This window comes from Stenotrophomonas acidaminiphila, from assembly GCA_002951995.1.
Lineage (GTDB): Bacteria > Pseudomonadota > Gammaproteobacteria > Xanthomonadales > Xanthomonadaceae > Stenotrophomonas > Stenotrophomonas acidaminiphila_A.
Map to the genome: position 1 here is coordinate 1,250,314 of CP019797.1, position 18,480 is coordinate 1,268,793.

Annotated in this window: 18 protein-coding genes; 4 read left to right on the plus strand and 14 right to left on the minus strand. The window is 70.5% G+C overall.

Features of this window, described 5'->3' with window-relative positions; all coding sequences use genetic code 11:
• Window positions 1-89: 89 nt before the first annotated feature.
• Both B1L07_05440 and B1L07_05445 read right to left on the minus strand, forming a co-directional pair.
• The gene (locus tag B1L07_05440; protein AUZ54639.1) at window positions 90-1,211 is read right to left on the minus strand and encodes a metallophosphoesterase; all 1,122 of its coding nucleotides are present in this window, start codon (window positions 1,209-1,211) and stop codon (window positions 90-92) included.
• A gap of 65 nt (window positions 1,212-1,276) precedes the next feature.
• A complete protein-coding gene (locus B1L07_05445) occupies window positions 1,277-2,710 on the minus strand; it encodes a diguanylate cyclase (protein ID AUZ54640.1) in 1,434 nt (477 codons plus the stop codon).
• A gap of 204 nt (window positions 2,711-2,914) precedes the next feature.
• Between B1L07_05445 and B1L07_05450 the strand changes: the two genes are divergently transcribed.
• The 4 genes from B1L07_05450 (at window position 2,915) to B1L07_05465 (ending at window position 5,955) form a co-directional block, all read left to right on the plus strand.
• Window positions 2,915-3,712 (plus strand): hypothetical protein, encoded by a 798-nt coding sequence (locus B1L07_05450; GenBank protein AUZ56469.1) that lies wholly within the window; start codon window positions 2,915-2,917, stop codon window positions 3,710-3,712.
• A gap of 28 nt (window positions 3,713-3,740) precedes the next feature.
• A complete protein-coding gene (locus tag B1L07_05455; protein AUZ54641.1) occupies window positions 3,741-4,553 on the plus strand; it encodes a thiol:disulfide interchange protein DsbG in 813 nt (270 codons plus the stop codon).
• 102 nt (window positions 4,554-4,655) lie between these two features.
• Window positions 4,656-5,606: a cation transporter gene (locus B1L07_05460; GenBank protein AUZ54642.1), complete on the plus strand. Its 951-nt coding sequence runs from the start codon at window positions 4,656-4,658 to the stop codon at window positions 5,604-5,606.
• Window positions 5,607-5,676: 70 nt separating this feature from the next.
• Window positions 5,677-5,955, plus strand: coding sequence for a hypothetical protein (locus tag B1L07_05465; GenBank protein AUZ54643.1), 279 nt, complete (start codon window positions 5,677-5,679; stop codon window positions 5,953-5,955).
• Window positions 5,956-6,395: 440 nt separating this feature from the next.
• Here the strand turns inward: B1L07_05465 and B1L07_05470 are convergent, their stop codons facing one another.
• The 12 genes from B1L07_05470 to B1L07_05525 all read right to left on the minus strand — a co-directional run bounded on the left by B1L07_05470 (window position 6,396) and on the right by B1L07_05525 (window position 18,477).
• Window positions 6,396-7,118: a hypothetical protein gene (locus B1L07_05470; GenBank protein ID AUZ56470.1), complete on the minus strand. Its 723-nt coding sequence runs from the start codon at window positions 7,116-7,118 to the stop codon at window positions 6,396-6,398.
• A gap of 5 nt (window positions 7,119-7,123) precedes the next feature.
• Entirely contained in the window at window positions 7,124-7,333 is a 210-nt protein-coding gene (locus B1L07_05475; protein ID AUZ54644.1) for a cytochrome oxidase maturation protein, cbb3-type, read from the minus strand.
• Window positions 7,333-9,729 carry an ATPase P gene (locus tag B1L07_05480; GenBank protein AUZ54645.1) on the minus strand — a complete coding sequence of 799 codons (2,397 nt, stop codon included), beginning with the start codon at window positions 9,727-9,729 and terminating at the stop codon, window positions 7,333-7,335. Before B1L07_05480 ends, B1L07_05475 begins: the two co-directional genes overlap by 1 nt.
• A gap of 41 nt (window positions 9,730-9,770) precedes the next feature.
• The gene (locus B1L07_05485) at window positions 9,771-10,274 is read right to left on the minus strand and encodes a nitrogen fixation protein FixH (GenBank protein ID AUZ54646.1); all 504 of its coding nucleotides are present in this window, start codon (window positions 10,272-10,274) and stop codon (window positions 9,771-9,773) included.
• Window positions 10,271-11,821, minus strand: a complete 1,551-nt coding sequence (locus B1L07_05490; GenBank protein AUZ54647.1) for a cytochrome c oxidase accessory protein CcoG — start codon at window positions 11,819-11,821, stop codon at window positions 10,271-10,273. Before B1L07_05490 ends, B1L07_05485 begins: the two co-directional genes overlap by 4 nt.
• A gap of 147 nt (window positions 11,822-11,968) precedes the next feature.
• Window positions 11,969-12,223, minus strand: a complete 255-nt coding sequence (locus B1L07_05495) for a hypothetical protein (protein ID AUZ56471.1) — start codon at window positions 12,221-12,223, stop codon at window positions 11,969-11,971.
• A 40-nt stretch (window positions 12,224-12,263) separates the two neighbouring features.
• Window positions 12,264-13,202, minus strand: a complete 939-nt coding sequence (locus tag B1L07_05500) for a cytochrome-c oxidase, cbb3-type subunit III (protein AUZ54648.1) — start codon at window positions 13,200-13,202, stop codon at window positions 12,264-12,266.
• The gene (locus B1L07_05505) at window positions 13,202-13,360 is read right to left on the minus strand and encodes a cbb3-type cytochrome C oxidase subunit 3 (protein AUZ54649.1); all 159 of its coding nucleotides are present in this window, start codon (window positions 13,358-13,360) and stop codon (window positions 13,202-13,204) included. The genes B1L07_05500 and B1L07_05505 overlap by 1 nt, the downstream gene beginning before the upstream one ends.
• The gene (locus B1L07_05510) at window positions 13,357-13,986 is read right to left on the minus strand and encodes a cytochrome-c oxidase, cbb3-type subunit II (protein AUZ54650.1); all 630 of its coding nucleotides are present in this window, start codon (window positions 13,984-13,986) and stop codon (window positions 13,357-13,359) included. The genes B1L07_05505 and B1L07_05510 overlap by 4 nt, the downstream gene beginning before the upstream one ends.
• 15 nt (window positions 13,987-14,001) lie before the next feature.
• Window positions 14,002-15,441 carry a cytochrome-c oxidase, cbb3-type subunit I gene (locus B1L07_05515; protein AUZ54651.1) on the minus strand — a complete coding sequence of 480 codons (1,440 nt, stop codon included), beginning with the start codon at window positions 15,439-15,441 and terminating at the stop codon, window positions 14,002-14,004.
• A gap of 193 nt (window positions 15,442-15,634) precedes the next feature.
• Window positions 15,635-16,093 carry an azurin gene (locus tag B1L07_05520; GenBank protein AUZ54652.1) on the minus strand — a complete coding sequence of 153 codons (459 nt, stop codon included), beginning with the start codon at window positions 16,091-16,093 and terminating at the stop codon, window positions 15,635-15,637.
• 320 nt (window positions 16,094-16,413) lie between these two features.
• A complete protein-coding gene (locus B1L07_05525; GenBank protein AUZ54653.1) occupies window positions 16,414-18,477 on the minus strand; it encodes a 3-hydroxyacyl-CoA dehydrogenase in 2,064 nt (687 codons plus the stop codon).
• Window positions 18,478-18,480 lie beyond the last annotated feature (3 nt).

Below are 18,480 nucleotides of genomic sequence, written 5' to 3' on the forward strand. Positions count from 1 at the left end.
GCGGGACCGGCGCGGCAGGACGGCGCGTACAGCGCGCGCCGGCCGGCCGCATGGTGCGGCGAGGGCGGCGCGAGGCACCGTACGGCGGCTCAGCCGTCCGCGTCGGGCGTCCCCTCGGCCAGCGGTGCCCGGGTGCCGTCAAGCAGGCCGCGGCTGAGCTTCCCGTTTTCGATGAACAGCAGTTCGCCGTTGTCACCGTTCTTGATGCTGCTGTCGATGGCGATGACGCGGCCGCCGTGGAAGGTGCTCACGTGCGCCATCGAGGTATGGCCGACGACGATGCGCTCCAGCCCCAGCCGCTCGAGCAGGGCCTGCACGCCGGCGGTATCCAGGCGGCCGTCGAAGTAGCCGCGGTACCAGATCGGGCTGGTCTTGCCGTCGTACAGCGGCGCGGTGGCCGGATCGGCCTTGACCTCCGCCTTGGGGCGCCCGAGCGATGCCTGGTAGGCGGCATTGGTGGCGGCCGGGTCCAGGGCCAGCTGCAGCGCCTCGGGCGAGATGCCGCCGTGCAGGAACAGCGTGTCGCCGACCCGCAGCAGCACCGGGCGGGTGCGCAGCCACTGCCCGATCACCGAATCGGCGCCGTACAGCTGCGGGTAGCTGCGACCGAGCAGCCGCGCGCTGCGCAGGTACTTGGGGTTGACGTAGCGCAGGTCGTCGTACAGCACCATGGTCTCGTGGTTGCCGAGCACGAAATGCACCGCACCGCCGGCCGCGGTGGCCTGCTGCTGCAGGCCGTACAGCAGCCAGAACACGTCGGTGACCTGCGGCCCGCGGTCGAACACGTCGCCGGCGATCACCAGCGTGTCGCGGCCCAAGGTCCAGCGGTCCTGTTCGTCGATGACGCCGTGGGCGCGCAGCAGTTTCACCAGCAGGCCGTACTGGCCGTGGATGTCGGACACCGCGACGATGCGCGCGGCCTGCGGCAGTACCGCCGTGGCCACCGGCAGCGGCGGCGCCACCGCGACCGGGTGCGGATAGCCGCAGCGCGCCGCAACCGTCGCCTGCGCGTCGTCCCATACCTGCTCCTGCACCGCGTCGTTGCAGATCCAGCGGGCGCGCAGATGGCCGTTTTCCCGGAACACGTAGGGACCGTCGGCATCGACATGCGCGGGCTCGGCCAGCGGCGGGGCGGCCAGCGCGGCGGCGCTGGCGAGCAGCACCCAGCAGGCCAAGAGCATGCGGCGGAACGACGGGCGGCAAGTCGGCATCGGGCTTTCCTGTGGCGGTGGCAGCCCGATCATGCCACGTGCCCGGTGCGCTGGCCCGCGTCCGCTCAGCCGCGCTGCAGGGCGATCCGTCCCGGCGCTTCCGGCAGCGAGCCGTCGGCCAGCACCACGCGGTTGCGGCCGCGCTTCTTGGCCTGGTACATCGCCGCGTCGGCACGGGCCATGACCCGCTCGTAGTCCGGGTGGCCGTCATGCACGGCCACGCCGATGCTGGTGGTGATCGCCAGCGCATCGCCGTTGGCCAGCGCCACCGGCGACTCGGCCACGCGTCGGCACAGGCTGTTGGCGATCACCAGCGCCTGCGGCTCGTCCACCGCCACCAGCACCACCACGAATTCCTCGCCGCCGTAGCGGAACACGTAGTCGCTGCCGCGGGTGAACTGGCCGAGGATGGTGGCCACGTGCTGCAGCGCGCGGTCGCCCACTTCGTGGCCGTGTTCGTCATTGATCGCCTTGAAGTGGTCCAGGTCCAGCAGCAGCACCGCGAAGCTGCTCTGCGATTTGGCCGCCAGTTCGATTTCGCGGCGCAGCACGGTGGGCAGGAAGCGCCGGTTGAGCAGGTTGGTCAGCGTGTCGCAGCCGGCGTCGAGTTCGCCGATGCGTTCGAACAGCATGCCCAGCAGGCTGCGGACCTGGCTGACGCGGCTGCGGATGTCCTGCAGCTGGATGGCGCGCACGCGCGCATCGTTCTCGCCGTGCAGGGTCTGCTGCAGGGCGTTGTCGATCTCGCCGATGAGTTCGCAGATCTGCCGGGTTTCGGCGCTTTCGCCAAAGCTGGGCACGCCCTTGTGGGTGAACCACAGCCCGAACTCCGAGCCGGCCAGCGACGGGAAGCCGGCGGTGTCGCACTGGCTCGCCAGGGCGTAGAGCAGGGTGTTTTCCCAGTCCAGCAGCAGCGCGCGCTGGCGCTCGCGCTCGGTGCCGACGTTCTGCACCAGCGAGAACAGGCGGTAGGCGGCATCGGTACGCGAGGAGCGTTCGCGCGCGTTGGAATAAGCCAGGGTCATGCCTTCCAGCGCGATGTCGAACGAGGCGGTGAGGCTGGCCACGGCCGCGTGCGCGACCTGGCCATGGCCGGCCAGTGCGGCGATGGACTGGAACAGGCGCTGCTTGAGCACGCGGGTGCCGCGCGTCACCAGGTCCACCGGGATGCCGACGCGGGCATGCACGTCGCCGATCACCCGCTGCGCGGCGATCAGCCCCTCGACGTCGTCCGGCGTGGCGCGCAGCAGGCCGTTCACCCAGCGTTGCATCGCCGGCTGCAGGCGCGTGCGCACCTGCTCGTGCGACAGCAGGCGCGAGGCGCGCGGGTCGCCCATCATCACCTGGTAGAAATGCACCGCCATCGCCGCCGCGTCGGTTTCCGCCAGCGCCGCCAGCACCTGCGTGGCTTCGGGGCCGGCCTCGACCAGGTTCCTGCGCCAGTCCGCGGCAAGGCTGTTGTCGTCGTGGTCGGCGCGGGCAGGAGCGGTGTTGGGCATGGCGATGGCGGGGGACGTGTCGGGGGCGAAGAGACATTATCGGCCGTAGCGGCTACTGTTTGAGGGCTTATCCGCAACGGTCCATGCCAACGTGTCGTCCAGCGCTTTTGCCCCTGTTTTTCCGCCGGCGCGTCCGCAGCCGCTGCACATGATCCGGCTCGTCCCCGTTCAGCTTTGCCCGCCGCTCGGAGGCGCGCCATGTCCGTGATCAGCGCCGGGCCGTTTCCGCTGATGGCGGTGCTGGGCCTGGTCGCGGCCCTGATCGCCTGGTTGTTCGCGCGTGGCGTCGCCAGCGCCACCGATGGCGGACGCCGCCGCGCCGGCGCGGTGGTGCTCGACGCGTTCCTGCTCGGGGTGCTGGGCGCGCGCGTGGCGCATGTGCTGTGGCATGCCACGGACTACCTGCCGCAGCCGCTGTCGATCATCCGCCTGGGCGATGGCGGGTACTCGGTGTGGGCCGGCGTGGTCGTGGCCGCGGTGTACGCGCTGTGGCGCACCCGGCGCCAGGCGCCACGCAGGCCGGTGCTGCTCGGGTTGGCCGCGGGCGCCGTGTTCTGGCTGGTCGGCGGCATGGCGCTGTTCGCGGTGCAGCGCTCCACCATCGTCCTGCCCGACATCGTGCTCACCGACATGCAGGGCGCCGCGGTGCCGCTGTCCACGCATGCCGGCAGACCGCTGGTGATCAACCTGTGGGCGAGCTGGTGCGGCCCGTGCCGGCGCGAGATGCCGACCCTGGCGCGCGCGCAGGCGGAGCATCCGCAGGTGGCCTTCGTGTTCGCCAACCAGGGCGAGGACGCCGGCGAGGTGGCCGACTACCTGCGCGCCGAAATGCTGGCGCCGGGGAACATCCTGCTGGATCCGGAGTCGGAGCTGATGCGCCTGACCGGCGCGCGCGCGCTGCCGACCACGCTGTTCTTCGACGCCGATGGCCGGCTGCGCCGCGCGCACATGGGCGAACTGTCGCGGGCCACGCTGGAGGCGCGCCTGCGCGAGCTGCAATGACTTCCCGATTCCTTCCGTGAGATATGCGATGACCCGTTCCCGTCCGCTCCTGTTCCTGCTCTCGGCCACATTGCTGGCGCCGGTTGCCTGTGCCCGCGACGGCGGTGCCACGCCACCGGCATCCCCGCCGGCAGGCACCCCCGCCGCCGCCGAGCCGGAGGTGGTCAAGACCCTGCGCGGGCAGGGCGTGGAGTTCATGGGCACGTTCGATACGCCGGTGGGATTGACCGGCTACGCCGGCGTCGCCGGGCAGCGGCCGTTGGCGGTGTACGTGTCCAGCGACGGGCAGCATGCGATCGTCGGCACCTTGGTCAATGCCAAGGGCGAAGACGTCGGTGCCGCCAGGCTCAAGGCGCTGGTGTCCGGGCCGATGGGCGCCAAGCTGTGGCAGCGGGTCGAGGCCAGCCACTGGGTGGCCGACGGCAAGGCCGACGCGCCACGCATCGTGTACGCCTTCAGCGACCCCAACTGCCCGTACTGCAACCGCTTCTGGGAAGCGGCGCGGCCGTGGGTGGAATCGGGCAAGGTGCAGATCCGGCAGATCCTGGTGGGCGTGATCCGCGAGGACAGCGCCAACAAGGCCGCGGCGATCCTCGGCGCGGCGTCGCCGGAGCAGGCGCTGCAGCAGAACGAACGCGACTTTTCCCGCGGCGGGATCAAGGGCGTGGCCAAGGTGCCGGCCGCGATCGAGGCCAAGCTGCGCGACAACGAACTGGCGATGCTGGAGCTCGGGTTCCAGGGCACGCCGGGCATCGTGTTCAAGGACGCCGACGGCAGCGTGCAGACGCGCTCGGGCCTGCCGCAGGGCGATGACCTGCAGGCGGTGCTGGGGCCGCGCTGATCGCGGCGCCCGCGGGCACCGCGGCATGGCGGCCGGCGGCGATGTAATAGTCTCCGCCGCGCCGGGCTGACTAAGCTGGCGGGGTCCTGCACGGAGCCCGCCATGAGCCACGACCACAACCACGTCCCCAGCGAGATACGCCACGAAAAGCCCCTGTGGTGGGCGCTGGCGCTGACCTCGTCCTACCTGGTGGTGGAGGTGGTCGGTGCGTTCATGACCAACAGCCTGGCGCTGTTGTCCGATGCCGCGCACATGGCCACCGACGCGCTGGCGCTGGTGATCGCGCTGACCGCGGTGCGGCTCAGCCGGCGCCCGGCCGATGCGCGTCGCACCTATGGCTACGCGCGGCTGGAAGCGCTGGGCGCGCTGGCCAACGGCGGCCTGCTGTTCGCGGTCGGCCTGTACATCCTGTGGGAGGCCGTGGGCCGCTTCCGCGCGCCGCAGCCCATCGCCTCCACCGGCATGCTGTGGGTGGCCGGCTTCGGCCTGCTGGTCAACCTGATCGCCATGCGCCTGCTCAGCGCCGGCAGCGGCGAGAGCCTGAACGTCAAGGGCGCCTACCTGGAAGTGTGGAGCGACATGCTCGGCTCGGTGGCGGTGATCATCGCCGCGCTGATCATCCGCTTCACCGGCTGGACCCTGGTCGACCCGATCCTCGCCGTGCTGATCGGCCTGTGGGTGCTGCCGCGCACCTGGGTGCTGCTGCGCGACGCGCTGAACGTGCTGCTCGAAGGCGTGCCCAAGGGCATCGCGCTGGCCGAGGTCGAGCAGGCGCTGCGCGGCCATGCCGGCGTCACCGACATCCACGACCTGCATGTCTGGGCGCTGGGCTCGAGCACGCCGGCGTTGACCGCGCACGTGGTGACGGCGGCCACCGGCCAGGACGCGGACACGCTGCGGCGCACCCTGGCGGCCATGCTGCACGAGCGCTTCGGCATCGACCACGTGACCCTGCAGGTGGAGGCCGACCATTGTGGCGATGCCTGCGCCGTGCACGCGCGGCAGGGCGCGCACGCCGATGGCGACCACGACGGCCACGATCACGGGCATTGAGCGGCGTTGCCGGCGGCTGTCCGGAAGCGGTGTATCCTCGCGGCAGGACACCGGGCAGCGGAGGCTGTGCATGAAAACCGCGCAGGAAATCGTCGATTCGCGCCTCGTGCTGCGTTCGCTCTGTGCCGCGCTGGCGCTGATGGGCATGGCGGCGATGGCGTATCGGGTGCATCAGGTCGCCATCGGCCGCATCCCGTTTGATTATTGGCTGCCGGTGTCCCTGCTCGGCGCACTGTATGCCGTATGCCTGTTCGGCCATGTCGCGCTGAAGGGCCGGCTGCCGCGTTCATGGCCAGGGCCGGCGGTCCGGCAGGGGATTGATCAGCGCGGTCACCACCGCCTGCATTGACGCGGCAGGTGCGCGGCTTGCCTCGCACGCTGTTGCCACGACGGAAAGGCCCATGCGGGGCAAGCCCCGCACCTACGCAGGTGGGCGCCTGCCTGCGCCGTGCGCGGATCGTACGAGGTCCCGACCACCGATCATCGAGAGGATCCAACCACCGCCGGCATTGACGCGGCAGGTGCGAGGTTTGCCTCGCACGCTGTTGCCACAACGGAAAAAGCCCCATGCGGGGCAAGCCCCGCACCTACGCAGGTGGGCGCCCGCCTGCGCCGTGCGCGGATCGTACAAGGTCCCGACCACCGATCATCGACAGCATCTGACCACCGGCAGCATTGGCGCGGTAGGTGCGAGGCTTGCCTCGCACGCTGTTGCCCCAACGGAAAAAGCCCCATGCGGGGCAGGCCCGCATCTCCGCGCAGGTGCCGGTGGGGCCATCCGGCAAGTCGTCAATGCCGGGGCATGCAGCCCAGCGCGCTGAGTACGCCATGCAGGGCCGGTACCTGCATCAGCCATGGGGCGGCGATGGTCAGCAGACCGGCGGCGAGGATGAAACCGGCCAGCGCCATGCGCAGGCCCGGGCGTTGCAGCCCACGGCCGATGCGCGCGCCGGACCAGGTCAGCGGCACCATCACCGGCAGGGTGGCCAGGCCGAATACCGCCATCACCAGCGCGCCGCCCAGTGCGTTGGCCTGCAGCCAGGCCACGCTCAGCAGGCTCAGGCTCAGGCCGCACGGCATCCAGCCCCACAGCGCACCCAGCGCCAGGCGGCGCCAGGCGCGGTCCGCCGGCAGCAGGTGCCGGTGCAGGGGCCGCAGCCATTGCCACAGCTGCTGGCCGGGACGGGCCAGCAGGTCCAGGCGGCCGCCGCGGCCGAGCAGGCGCAGCGCCAGCAGCACCAGGGCGAGGCCGGCGGCGACGCGCACGCCCAGCGCCAGGGTGTCGCTGCGTGCCAGCCGCAGGATGCCGCCGCCCAGTCCACCGGCCAGCGCGCCGGCCACGGTGTAGCCGCTGACGCGGCCGAGATTGGCCTGCCAGGCCACGCCCAGGGCACGGCCCGGGGCCATCGCCGGGAAGCCGGTGGCGATGCCGCCACACATCACCGCGCAGTGCAGCCCGCCGAGCAACCCGGCGACGAACGCGGCGGTCAGGACCGGGATGTCCAGTGGCAACACGGTCAGTCTTCGCGGGCCGGTTCCGCGCTGCCGCGGCGGTCGTCGCCCGCCTGGGCCGGGGGCGGCGCGGGGCGGTCGTTGTCTTCCAGGATGTCCAGCGCGGGGGTGTCGAGGTCATCGAACTGGCCGCGCTTGACCGCCCAGACAAAGGCGCCCACGGCCGCGCCCAGCAGCACCAGGCTGATCGGGATCAACATCAGCAGGATGGCCATCAGGATGCCTCCGTGGGGGTCTTGAGCCGCGCCAGGCGCAGCGCGTTGAGGGTGACGATCAGCGACGACAGCGCCATGCCCAGCGCCGCCAGCCACGGCGTGACCCAGCCGGCCGCGGCCAGCGGCAGCGCCAGCAGGTTGTAGCCGGTGGCCCAGGCCAGATTCTGGCGGATGATGCGCTGGGTGGCACGCGCCAGGGTGACCGCGGCCGGAATCCGACGCAGGCCGCCGCCGGTGGTGACCAGGTCGGCGGCGCGGTGCGCCAGCGAGGCGCCTTCGCCCATGGCGATGGAAACGTCGGCGCCCGCCAGCACCGGCGCGTCGTTGAGGCCGTCGCCGACCATCGCCACCACCCGGCCTTCGGCCTGCAGGCGCCGCACCAGCGCCAGCTTGTCCTCCGGCGACTGCCGCGCGTGGGCATCGTCCAGCCCCAGCGCCGCGGCCATGCGCCGCACCGCCGCTTCGCCGTCGCCGCTGGCCAGGTGCACGCGCAGGCCCTGCGCGCGCAGCGCGGCGAGCGCCTGCGCGGCGTCGTCGCGGGCGCGTTCTTCCAGCACGAAGCGGGCGGCGGCGCGCTGGCCGTCGCCGAGCCAAAGCGCACCGTCGTCCGGCTGCGCGGCGGCGAAATCGGCCCGGCCCAGGCGCCAGTGGCGGCCATCGACCATGCCCTGCACGCCGCGCCCGGGAACCGCCTGGACCTGGGTGGCGGGCAGCGCGGCGGCATTGCCGCGGGTGAAGGCGGCGGCCAGCGGGTGGCCGCTGTCGCGCTCCAGCGCGGCGGCGATATCCAGCGCGGCGGCCGCATCCAGCGACGCATCCAGCACCTGGGTGGCGGCCAGCACCGGGCGGCCGTCGCTGAGCGTGCCGGTCTTGTCGAACACGATGTCGGTGGCGCGTGCCAGCGTATCCATCGCGTCCGCGCGTACCGCCAGCAGGCCGATGCGCGCCAGTGCGCCATGCGCGGTGGCCAGCGCCGCCGGCACCGACAGCGACAGCGCGCAGGGGCAGCTGATCACGAGCAGGGCGAGGGTGACTTCCAGCGCGCGTTCGGGCTGGTAGTGCCACCAGCCGGCGAACACGACCAGCGCCACCGGCAGCAGCGCCAGCACGAAGCGGCTGCCGATGCGGTCGGCCAGCCGCGCCAGCGCCGGCCGGTGCGCCTGCGCCTGTTCGACCAGCCGCGCCAGCTGCGACAGGCGGGTGGCGGTGCCGGTGAGGGTGACGCGCAGCCGCGCCGGACGCTCGCGGCAGACGGTGCCGGCATAGACCGGCTCGCCGGGTTGCTTGCGTACCGGTTCGGATTCGCCGGTCAACAGCGCTTCCTCGAACCAGGCCTCGTCGCCGTCGCCGCCGAGCAGCACGCCGTCGGCCGGCACCGCTTCGCCGGCGGCCACGCAGGCCACGTCGCCGACGCTCAGTGCCGCCAGTGGTACCGCCTCGCGCTGGCCGTCGGCGCGCTCGCGGGTGGCGAACGCCGGGCGCGCGCGCGCCAGCGCATCGACCTGGGCGCTGGCCACCGCGCGTGCGCGTTGCTCCAGCATGCGCGCGGCCAGCAGCAGGAACACGAACATCACCGCCGCGTCGTACCACACATGCGGCCCGCCGCGGAGGGTCTCGAACAGGCTGGCGAAGTAGGCGAGCAGGGTCGAGCTGGCGATCAGCACATCCATGCCCAGGCGGCGTTCGCGCAGTTCGCGCATCGCCCCGGACAGGAACGGCCAGCCGGAATAGAACACCACCGGCGTGCACAGCAGGAACGTCAGCCAGCGGAAGAAATCGCGGGTCGGCACCGGCATGGTGCTGTTGAAGTCCAGGTACAGCGCCTCGGCCAGCATCATCGCCTGCAGCATGCCCAGGCCGGCGATGCCCAGCCGCAGCAGCCAGCGCCGGCGTTCGCGGGTGCGCTGCCGCTCGGCGGCCTCGCTGCCGGCCAGGTACGGGCGGTAGCCGAGCATCGCCAGCCGCCGCAGTGGCGCCGACAGCGCGGTGCGCGCCGGGTCCCAGGCGATGCGGATGCGGCCGGTGACGGCGTTGGCGCCGCAGTCGATCACGCCCGGCTCGCGCGCCAGCGCGCGATCGATCAGCCACGCGCAGGCGGCGCAGCGCATGCCGTCGGTGAGCAGGGTGATCTCGCGGCCGCCGTCGACCGGGCGGCTGTGCTCGGCCTGCACGTCGGCGCGGTCCCAGACCGCAAGGTCGGGCAGGTCCTCGCCGACGCGCGCGGCATTGGCGCTGCGCAGGCGGTAGTACCCGTCCAGGTCGGCGCTGGCGATCCACTCGGCGGCGGCGGCGCAGCCATGGCAGCAGAACGCGTGCGTGCCGCCGCCCAGCGTCGCCATGTGGGGCTGGGCCGGCAGTGCTTCGCCGCAGTGGTGGCAGGTGCCGGTGGCCGCCATGACGGCGGGCGACCGCGCCGGATCGGCGATCACGTCCGGGCTCAGTGTGCCCCGCCCAGCGAGGGGGACAGGCGTGCGGCGTGCTGCTGCTTCGGCAGCCGGCCGTGCAGGCGCCAGCGGCCGTCGGCGTCGCGCAGCTGCACGACCCAGTCGTGCTCGCCGTCCACCGCCTGCTCGACGCGCCAGCCCGGGCCCTGCGGCAGCAGTTCCAGGCGCAGGTCGTCGGACTGCCGGGTGGGGTGTTCCAGCACCAGTTGCAGCGCCGCCGCGCTGGCGAACTTGCCGGTGGCCGGCAGCACTTCGACCACGCCATCCTCGACCCGCAGCACCGCGCTCAGGCCCAGCTTGGCGGCCGCTTCATCCGGCCCCAGGTCGGTGGTCTGGATCTGCGACACGCGCTGTACCGGATCGGACACGACATCGGCACCGCCGGAACGCACGGCAACGATCACCAGCCCGACACCGGCCACGATCGACAGCAGCGGCAGGCCGACCACCAGCCAGAACACGGGGACCCGCCAGGGGGATTTCGGACGTTCGTTCATTGCACCGGACCAAAGAAACTGCTTTCGACGACGCGCTTCTCGTCGCCCCCTTCGCGCTCGACCACGAAGCGCAGCGCACGGCGGCCGCTGACCTGGCCGTCGGCGACCACGTTCAGTGCCACCGGCAGCACCTGCTCGGGGCCGGCCTGGACCTCGGTCTGGCCCTGCAGGCGCAGGCCGGCGTCGGCAGGCTCCAGGGTGATGCGGTAACGCCGCGTCTCCTGGCTCTTGTTGATCAGCTTGAGCGTGTAGTCGTTGGCGATGGTGCCGTCGGCGGACTGCCGGTACAGCGCATTGCGGTCGCGCAGCACTTCGGCGATCAGCTCGCTGCGGTGGCCCACGCCCCACACCCAGGCGCTGCACAGGCCCAGCAGCAGCAGGCCGTAGACGAAGATGCGCGGGCGCAGCACGCGGGTCGGCTTGCCGTCGATGGCGTTCTGCGTGGAGTAGCGGATCAGGCCATGCGGGTAGCCCATCTTGTCCATGACTTCGTCGCAGGCGTCGATGCAGGCGCCGCAGGCGATGCATTCGTACTGCAGGCCGTTGCGGATGTCGATGCCGGTCGGGCAGACCTGCACGCAGATGGTGCAGTCGATGCAGTCGCCCAGTTCCTCGGGCGCGAATTTCGGCAGCGGCGCGACTTCGGCCAGGTCGCCGTCCCAGGTGATCGTGCCCTTGGCGTGGGCGGCCTGGGTGGCGGCGGACGGATGGCGGCCGGCACGGAACACGTAGTCATAGGCGACCGACGGGACCAGCAGGCCGCGTGCGCGCTCCAGCACGCTGCCGAGGCCGCGCTTGCGCGGGCCGCGCGGTTCGCCGCGCATCGGGTCGTAGGCGATCAGCAGCGTGTTGCGGTCGAACATCGCGCTCTGGAAGCGCGCATACGGGCACATGTACTTGCACACCTGCTCGCGCAGGACGCCGGCGTTGCCCCAGGTGGCCAGCGCGTAGAACAGTACCCAGAAGGTCTCCCAGCCGCCCCATTCGAACGGCAGCAGGCGTGCGCCCAGGTCCTTGATCGGGGTGAAGAAGCCGACGAAGGTGAAGCCGGTCCACAGCGCGAACAGCAGCCACAGCAGGTGCTTGCTGCCCTTGCGCAGCACCTTTTCGCGGTTCCACGGGCCGGCGTCGAGCTTCATCCGCCGCGGGCGGTCGCCCTCGGTCCAGCGCTCCATCCACAGGAAGGTCTCGGTCCACACCGTCTGCGGGCAGGCATAGCCGCACCACAGCCGGCCGGACAGCGCGGTCGAGAAGAACAGGGTCATGGCCGCGATGATCAGCAGCAGCGCCAGGAACAGGAAGTCCTGCGGCCAGAACACCAGCCCGAAGATGTAGAACTTGCGCGCGGGCAGGTCGAACAGTACCGCCTGGCGGCCGTCCCACGACAGCCACGGGAACACGTAGTACATGCCCAGCAGCCACACCACCGCGGCCACCCGCAGGCGGTTGAAGCGGCCCGAGACATCGCGCGGGTAGACCTTGCGCTCGCTGACGTAGAACGAATTGCCCTGTTCGTCCACGACATCCAGCGGAATGCGCTTGCTCATGGCGTGCGTTCCATGGGGGCTGGCGGGGGAGGGAGCGGGAACGGGCGGTAAGCGGTCATGGGGTCTGCGGGGCGTATTGCTGCGCGGGAGCGCTCAGTATCGGGCCGTAACGGAGGCAAGGAAGCGACGGATTGTCGCAGCCGCCGCTCAGCGGTCTGGCGGCAGGGCGCGGTTGAAGCGGCTGGCGGGCCGCAGCAGGATCCAGGTGAACAGGCTGGAGGACGCGGTGGCCAGCCAGAACATGGCGAAGCCCAGCGTATAGCCGAGCTCGCGTGAAATGGGCAGGTCGGGGAAGGTCATGTCGCGCAGCGTCAGCGGGTCGACGAAGGCGAAGAACACCATCGTCGCCACGCCGGCGGCAAAGAAGCTGGGCCAGGCGATGGCCCCCACGCGCTGGGCCAGCGGACGTGGGGGTGGTCGAAGCGTGGCTCGCTGAAGTCGGTCACTTTGCGCTCGTGCCTGCCGGGGTGTCCGCCTGATTATGCGACAACGACCAGACATAGGCAGCGACCAGCCGGACCCGGGTCTCGCCGAGCAGTTCGCGGTGCGCCGGCATGCTGCCGTGGCGGCCTTCGGTGATCGTCTTGTACAGGCTTTCGCGGCTGTTGCCGTAGAGCCAGTAGTTGTCGGTCAGGTCCGGCGCGCCGATGTCCAGGTTGCCCTTGCCGTCGACCCCATGGCAGGCCACGCAGACGCCCTCGTAGAGCTTCTTGCCGCGGGCGGCCATGTAGTTGTTCTGCAGGGTCTCCGGGGCCGACAGGGTGCGCACGTAGGCGATGGTGTAGTCGATCGCCTCCGGGCCGCCCATGCCGGTGAGCACGGTGCCCCACTCGGGCATGATGCCTTCGCGGCCGTCCAGCACCGTTTCCAGGATGCGCTCGGGCGAGCCGCCCCAGTGCCAGATGTCGTCGGTCAGGTTCGGGTAGCCGATGGCACCCTGGCCCGAGGAGCCGTGGCAGGTGGCGCAGGTGTTGCCGAAGATCGAGCGGCCCAGCGCCAGCGCCTTGGGATCCCTGGCCAGCTGGTCGATCGGCTTGCCGGCATACGGCTTGAAGGTCTGCTCGAGCTTGGCGTCCTCGATGGCCTTCTCCTTGGCATGCTCGCCCTTGGAGGTCCAGCCGCTGTAACCGGGGATATTGCCCAGCCCGCCGTACCAGAACAGGTAGCCAATGCTGAAGAAGATGGTCAGGTAGAACAGGTTGATCCACCAGCGCGGCAACGGCTTGTTGTACTCGGTGATGTCACCGTCCCAGGTGTGCAGCGTGTCCTCGGGCTTCGGGTCGCCCGGGCGGCGGCGTGCGGTCCACCACAGCAGCCACACGCAGCCCAGAATGTTCAGCGCAACCAGGGCGATGACGTACCACGTCCATCCCATGCTCATCATCCGCGCTCTCCCCCGTTGCCGTATTGCACGTTGTCATCTTCCAGCGGCAGGCGTGCCGCATCCTCGAACTCACGCTTGCGCTTCGGGCTCCAGGCCCAGATCCAGCCGCCGACGAACAGCACCAGCAGCAGCGCGGTCACGATGCCGGAGATCATGGCTGGCCTCCCCGCGGCGCATGCCGGCCCAGTCCCTGCAGGTAGGCCACGACCGCATCCAGCTCGGTCTTGCCCTTGACGTCCTCGGCGGCGCTGGCGATCTGCTCGTCGCTGTACGGGTCGCCCAGCGCCTTGAGCGCGCTCATGTGCCGGGCCACGGTGGCGCCGTCGACCTGGTTCTTCTCCAGCCACGGGAAGCTGGGCATGTTCGACTCCGGCACCACGTCGCGCGGATTGATCAGGTGCACGCGGTGCCAGGCGTCGGAATAACGGCCGCCGACACGCGCCAGGTCCGGGCCGGTGCGCTTGCTGCCCCACTGGAAGGGGCGGTCGTAGACCGATTCGCCGGCCAGCGAGTAGTGGCCGTAGCGCTCGGTCTCGAAGCGCAGGGTGCGCACCATCTGCGAATGGCAGTTGTAGCAGCCCTCGCGGACGTAGACGTCACGGCCGGCCAGTTCCAGCGCCGGGTAGGGCTCGACGCCCTCCAGCGGCTTGATCGCCTCGGCCTGGAACATCAGCGGGACGATCTCGGCCAGGCCGCCGAACGACACGGCGACCGCGATCAGCACCGCCATCAGGCCGACGTTCTTCTCGACTTTCTCGTGGGGATTCTTGTTCTCGCTCATGGGGTTCCTTCCTCCTCAGGCACGCACTTCGGAGGCGTCGACGGGCAGCAGCGGCTGCGGTTCGATCGCGGGGGCGGTACGCCAGGTACGCCAGACGTTCCAGGCCATCAGGCACATGCCGCTCAGCACCACCAGGCCGCCGCCGAGGCGGATCAGGTAGTACGGATAGGTGAACTTCAGCGATTCGACGAAGGTGTAGGTCAGGGTGCCGTCGTCATTGGTCGCGCGCCACATCAGGCCCTGCATCACGCCGGCGATCCACATCGAGGCGATGTACAGCACCACGCCGATGGTGTGCAGCCAGAAGTGCGTGTCGATGGCCTTGACCGAATACATCTGCTCGCGGCCCAGCAGCTTGGGCATCAGCGCGTAGATCGAGCCGATCGAGATCATCGCCACCCAGCCCAGCGCGCCGGCGTGGACGTGGCCCACGGTCCAGTCGGTGTAGTGGGACAGCGAGTTGACCGTCTTGATCGACATCATCGGGCCTTCGAAGGTGGCGATCATGTAGAACGACACGGCCACGATCAGGAACTTCAGGATCGGGTCGGTGCGCAGCTTGTGCCACACGCCGGACAGGGTCAGCACGCCGTTGATCGCGCCACCCCACGACGGGGCCAGCAGGATCAGCGAGAACACCATGCCCAGCGACTGCGCCCAGTCGGGCAGGGCCGTGTACTGCAGGTGGTGCGGGCCGGCCCACATGTAGACCGCGATCAGCGCCCAGAAGTGCACGATCGACAGCCGGTAGGAGTACACCGGGCGGCCGGCCTGCTTGGGCACGAAGTAGTACATCATTCCCAGGAAGCCGGCGGTCAGGAAGAAGCCCACCGCGTTATGGCCGTACCACCACTGCACCATCGCGTCCACCGCGCCGCTGTAGACCGAGTAGGACTTGGTCGCGCCGGCCGGCATGGAGATGTTGTTGACGATGTGCAGCAGCGCGATGGCGATGATGAAGCTGGCGTAGAACCAGTTCGCCACGTAGATGTGCTTGACCCGGCGCTTGGCGATGGTGCCGATGAACAGCACCGCGTAGGCCACCCACACCGCGGCGATCAGGATGTCGATCGGCCATTCCAGCTCGGCGTATTCCTTGCCCTGGGTGTAACCCAGTGGCAGGGTGATGGCCGCGGCCACGATCACCAGCTGCCAGCCCCAGAACACGAAGGCCGCCAGTTTGTCCGATATCAGCCGGACGTGGCAGGTACGCTGCACCACGTGCAGGCTGGTGGCGAACAGCGCGCAGCCACCGAAGGCGAAGATCACCGCATTGGTGTGCAGCGGTCGCAGCCGCCCGTAGCCCAGCCACGGTATGCCTTCGCCGAGCGTCGGCCAGTAAAGCTGGGCGGCGATGATCACGCCCACCAGCATCCCCACGATGCCCCAGACCACGGTCATCACCGCGAACTGGCGCACCACCTTGTCGTTATACGTCCCCTGCACGCTTTGCATGCGGCCTGATCCTCGGTCTGAACGGGGAAAATCATCCCCCGTGTGGAGCACTCCGGGCATTGACTTGAATCAATCCGTGTCCCGGGCGGTTGCGGCCATCCATGGATCCTTCCCCGTGGATGCCATCCTGAACAGTATATGACGGAGGCCCGGGCGACAGGGTCGCCCGGGCCTCGGTCCAGGTGCAGCGGAATCAGCGGGTTACGACCAGCTTGCCCTTCATCATGGCCGAGTGGCCGGGGAACGAGCAGTAGAAGCTGTAGTCGCCGCCGGCGGTGAGCTTGTTGCCCGGGAAGCGCACCTGGGTCTTCTGGCCGCCGCCGATCAGGCTGGTGTGGGCGATCACGCGGGCGTCCTTGGCCGGCACGTAGTTGTTGGCCACGCCGGCGCGGATCGCGTCACGGTTGACGCCGGCCATGTCGGCGGTGGTGGACACCACCACGTTGTGGCCCATGGCGGTGGCCGGGAGCTTGCCGGTGTGGGTCAGTTCGAGGGTGATCGTGGCGCAGCCGGCCGAGACGGTGACTTCCTTGAGATCGAACTGCATCGCGTCGTTGCCCTTGAGCGAAACGGTGCAGTTGCCGGCAGCCTGGGCCGCGCCCGCGGCACCGACGAGGGCCAGGGCGAGGAGAAGACGGCGCGAGGTTTTCATGGGTGTTGCTCCTGTGGGATATGCGTGGACGCAGCGTGCGGCCTGGCCGTCACGGCCCGGCGCAGGCGTGTGCCGGGCGACGCGCATAGGGTCGGTCCAGACGCGCCGGATTTCCTTGATCTGGGTCAATCAACCCGGCGGTGGCCGGCATCGGCGCATTCGGCGTGCTTCCCCCGGATGCGGGGGCGACGCCGCGGAAGCCGCGGCGAACGCATGAGGGAACAAAGGAGCAAAAAAGCAAAAGCGCAAAAGCGCAAAAGCGCAAAAGCAGCGCCCCCCGGGGGCATGGCGCGGCCGGGGAGGGCGACCGCCGCCAGCGGTCAGGCCACGGGCGTGCGCAGTACCGGCATGTCCCAGCCCGGACGCGGCGCGAAACGGTCGCCGTGGCGGGCCTGCAGGGTCCTGAGTTTTTCCACCAGGGCGTCGGCGCCGGTGGCGCGGATGTGCTGGATCGGGCCACCGCGGAACGGCGCGAAGCCGGTGCCGAAGATCACCCCGGCATCGAGCAGGTCGGCATCGGCGACCACGCCGTCGTGCAGACAGGCGACCGCCTCGTTGAGCAGCGGCAGGATCAGGCGGTCCTCCAGGTCCGACGGCGCCTGGTAGTCCTTGGCCACCTCCGGCTTCACCGCGCGTCCGTTCTCCCATTTGTAGATGCCCTGGCCGTCCTTCTTGCCGCGCTTGCCGGCGTCCACGGACGCCAGCGCGGCCGGGATCTGCAGGCCCAGGAACGGCGCCAGCTCGCGGCCGACACTGGCGGCCACGTCCAGGCCGACGGTGTCGAGCAGTTCGATCGGGCCCATCGGCATGCCGAACTTCACCGCGGCGCGGTCGATCACCGGGCCGGGGATGCCTTCGGCATAGGCGGTGGCCGCTTCCAGCATGTACGGGAACAGCACCCGGTTGACCAGGAACCCCGGGGTGCCGGCCACCGGCACCGGGAACTTGCCCAGCGTCTTGCAGAACGCGGCCAGCCGCTGTCCGGTCTCCGGCGCCATGCGGTCGTGGTGGATGATCTCCACCAGCGGCATCTGCGCCACCGGGTTGAAGTAGTGCAGGCCGGCGAACCGGGCCGGCTGCGCGATGTGTTCGCGCAGTTCGTCCAGCGGGATCGAGGAGGTGTTGGTGGTCAGCAGCGCGTCGGGCTTCAGCCGCGGCTCCAGCGCCTGGTACAGCGCGCGCTTGGCTTCCGGGTTCTCGATGATCGCCTCGATCACCAGGTCGGCCTGGGCCACGCCGTCGCCGGCCAGATCGGCCTTCAACCGGGCGGCGACATCCGCGCGCCTGGCCGGGTCCTTCACCTTCTTCTCGAACAGCGCCTGGGCACGGGCCATGGCCGGGTCGATGAAGCGCTGTTCGCGGTCCTGCAGGGTCACGTCGAACCCCTTGTAGGCCGCCCACGCGGCGATGTCGCCGCCCATCACCCCGGCGCCGACCACGTGCACGTGGCGGATGTCCGATTCCTTGCCGCCCAGGGCCTTGAGCCGTTCGGTCAGGAAGAAGATGCGGATCAGGTTGCGCGCGGTCGGGCCGCCGGCCAGCTTGACCACCGCGCGGCGCTCGGCGTCCAGCCGCGCCTGGATGCCGCTGCCGCCGCTGCGTTCCCAGGTCGAGATCAGCGCGTACGGCGCCGGGTAATGCTCCTTTCTGGCCTTGCGCGCGACCTGCCTGGCCATCTGCGGGGCCAGGATCCTGCGCGCCAGCCAGGTATTGGTGGCCCAGGCGGTGGCGCGTTGCCTGAACGGCCGGGTCACGCCCGACTGCAGCAGCGCTACCGCCGCGTCGACCAGTACCGCCGGGGCCGCGACCTTGTCGACCAGGCCGATGCCACGGGCGGCCGACGCCGACAGGGTGCGTCCGGTGAGCATCATGTCCATCGCCGCCGGTGCGCCGACCAGGCGCGGCAGGCGCGCGCTGCCGCCCCAGCCCGGGAAGATGCCCAGCTGGGTCTCGGGCAGGCCGATGCGGGTGGATGGATCGCTGGAGGCCACGCGGTAGCGGCAGGCCAGGGCCAGCTCGGTGCCGCCGCCCAGGCAGTGGCCGTGGATCGCGGCCACGGTGGGGCAGGGCAGCTCGGCCAGCTTCTGGTAGGTGGACTGGCCGCGGCGGATGGCGTCATTGACGGTGCCGCGGCGGTCGAACTCCTGGAACTCCTTCAGGTCCGCCCCGGCAATGAAGCCGGCGGCCTTGGCCGAGCGGATCACCACCCCCCTGGGCGGGTCGATCGCCAGCCGCTCGACGATGTCGCCCAGTTCCAGCAGCACGTCCTGGGACATCGCGTTGACCGGACTGTCGCGGCGGTCCAGGGCCAGCACGACGACGCCGTCGTCGCGGATTTCGGCCTGCCAGTGAGTGAAGCGGAGCCCATCGAAACCTGAAAGCATGGG

What these genes read in the sequence shown, in the direction of transcription:
- B1L07_05510 (AUZ54650.1), bottom strand. Translation starts at nt 13,986, where the DNA reads ATGAGCGAGAACAAGAATCCCCACGAGAAAGTCGAGAAGAACGTCGGC.
- B1L07_05455 (AUZ54641.1), top strand. Translation starts at nt 3,741, where the DNA reads ATGACCCGTTCCCGTCCGCTCCTGTTCCTGCTCTCGGCCACATTGCTG.
- B1L07_05485 (AUZ54646.1), bottom strand. Translation starts at nt 10,274, where the DNA reads ATGAACGAACGTCCGAAATCCCCCTGGCGGGTCCCCGTGTTCTGGCTG.
- B1L07_05465 (AUZ54643.1), top strand. Translation starts at nt 5,677, where the DNA reads ATGAAAACCGCGCAGGAAATCGTCGATTCGCGCCTCGTGCTGCGTTCG.
- B1L07_05490 (AUZ54647.1), bottom strand. Translation starts at nt 11,821, where the DNA reads ATGAGCAAGCGCATTCCGCTGGATGTCGTGGACGAACAGGGCAATTCG.
- B1L07_05480 (AUZ54645.1), bottom strand. Translation starts at nt 9,729, where the DNA reads ATGGCGGCCACCGGCACCTGCCACCACTGCGGCGAAGCACTGCCGGCC.
- B1L07_05515 (AUZ54651.1), bottom strand. Translation starts at nt 15,441, where the DNA reads ATGCAAAGCGTGCAGGGGACGTATAACGACAAGGTGGTGCGCCAGTTC.
- B1L07_05500 (AUZ54648.1), bottom strand. Translation starts at nt 13,202, where the DNA reads ATGAGCATGGGATGGACGTGGTACGTCATCGCCCTGGTTGCGCTGAAC.
- B1L07_05520 (AUZ54652.1), bottom strand. Translation starts at nt 16,093, where the DNA reads ATGAAAACCTCGCGCCGTCTTCTCCTCGCCCTGGCCCTCGTCGGTGCC.
- B1L07_05475 (AUZ54644.1), bottom strand. Translation starts at nt 7,333, where the DNA reads ATGGCCATCCTGCTGATGTTGATCCCGATCAGCCTGGTGCTGCTGGGC.
- B1L07_05445 (AUZ54640.1), bottom strand. Translation starts at nt 2,710, where the DNA reads ATGCCCAACACCGCTCCTGCCCGCGCCGACCACGACGACAACAGCCTT.
- B1L07_05505 (AUZ54649.1), bottom strand. Translation starts at nt 13,360, where the DNA reads ATGATCTCCGGCATCGTGACCGCGCTGCTGCTGGTGCTGTTCGTCGGC.
- B1L07_05460 (AUZ54642.1), top strand. Translation starts at nt 4,656, where the DNA reads ATGAGCCACGACCACAACCACGTCCCCAGCGAGATACGCCACGAAAAG.
- B1L07_05440 (AUZ54639.1), bottom strand. Translation starts at nt 1,211, where the DNA reads ATGCCGACTTGCCGCCCGTCGTTCCGCCGCATGCTCTTGGCCTGCTGG.
- B1L07_05525 (AUZ54653.1), bottom strand. Translation starts at nt 18,477, where the DNA reads ATGCTTTCAGGTTTCGATGGGCTCCGCTTCACTCACTGGCAGGCCGAA.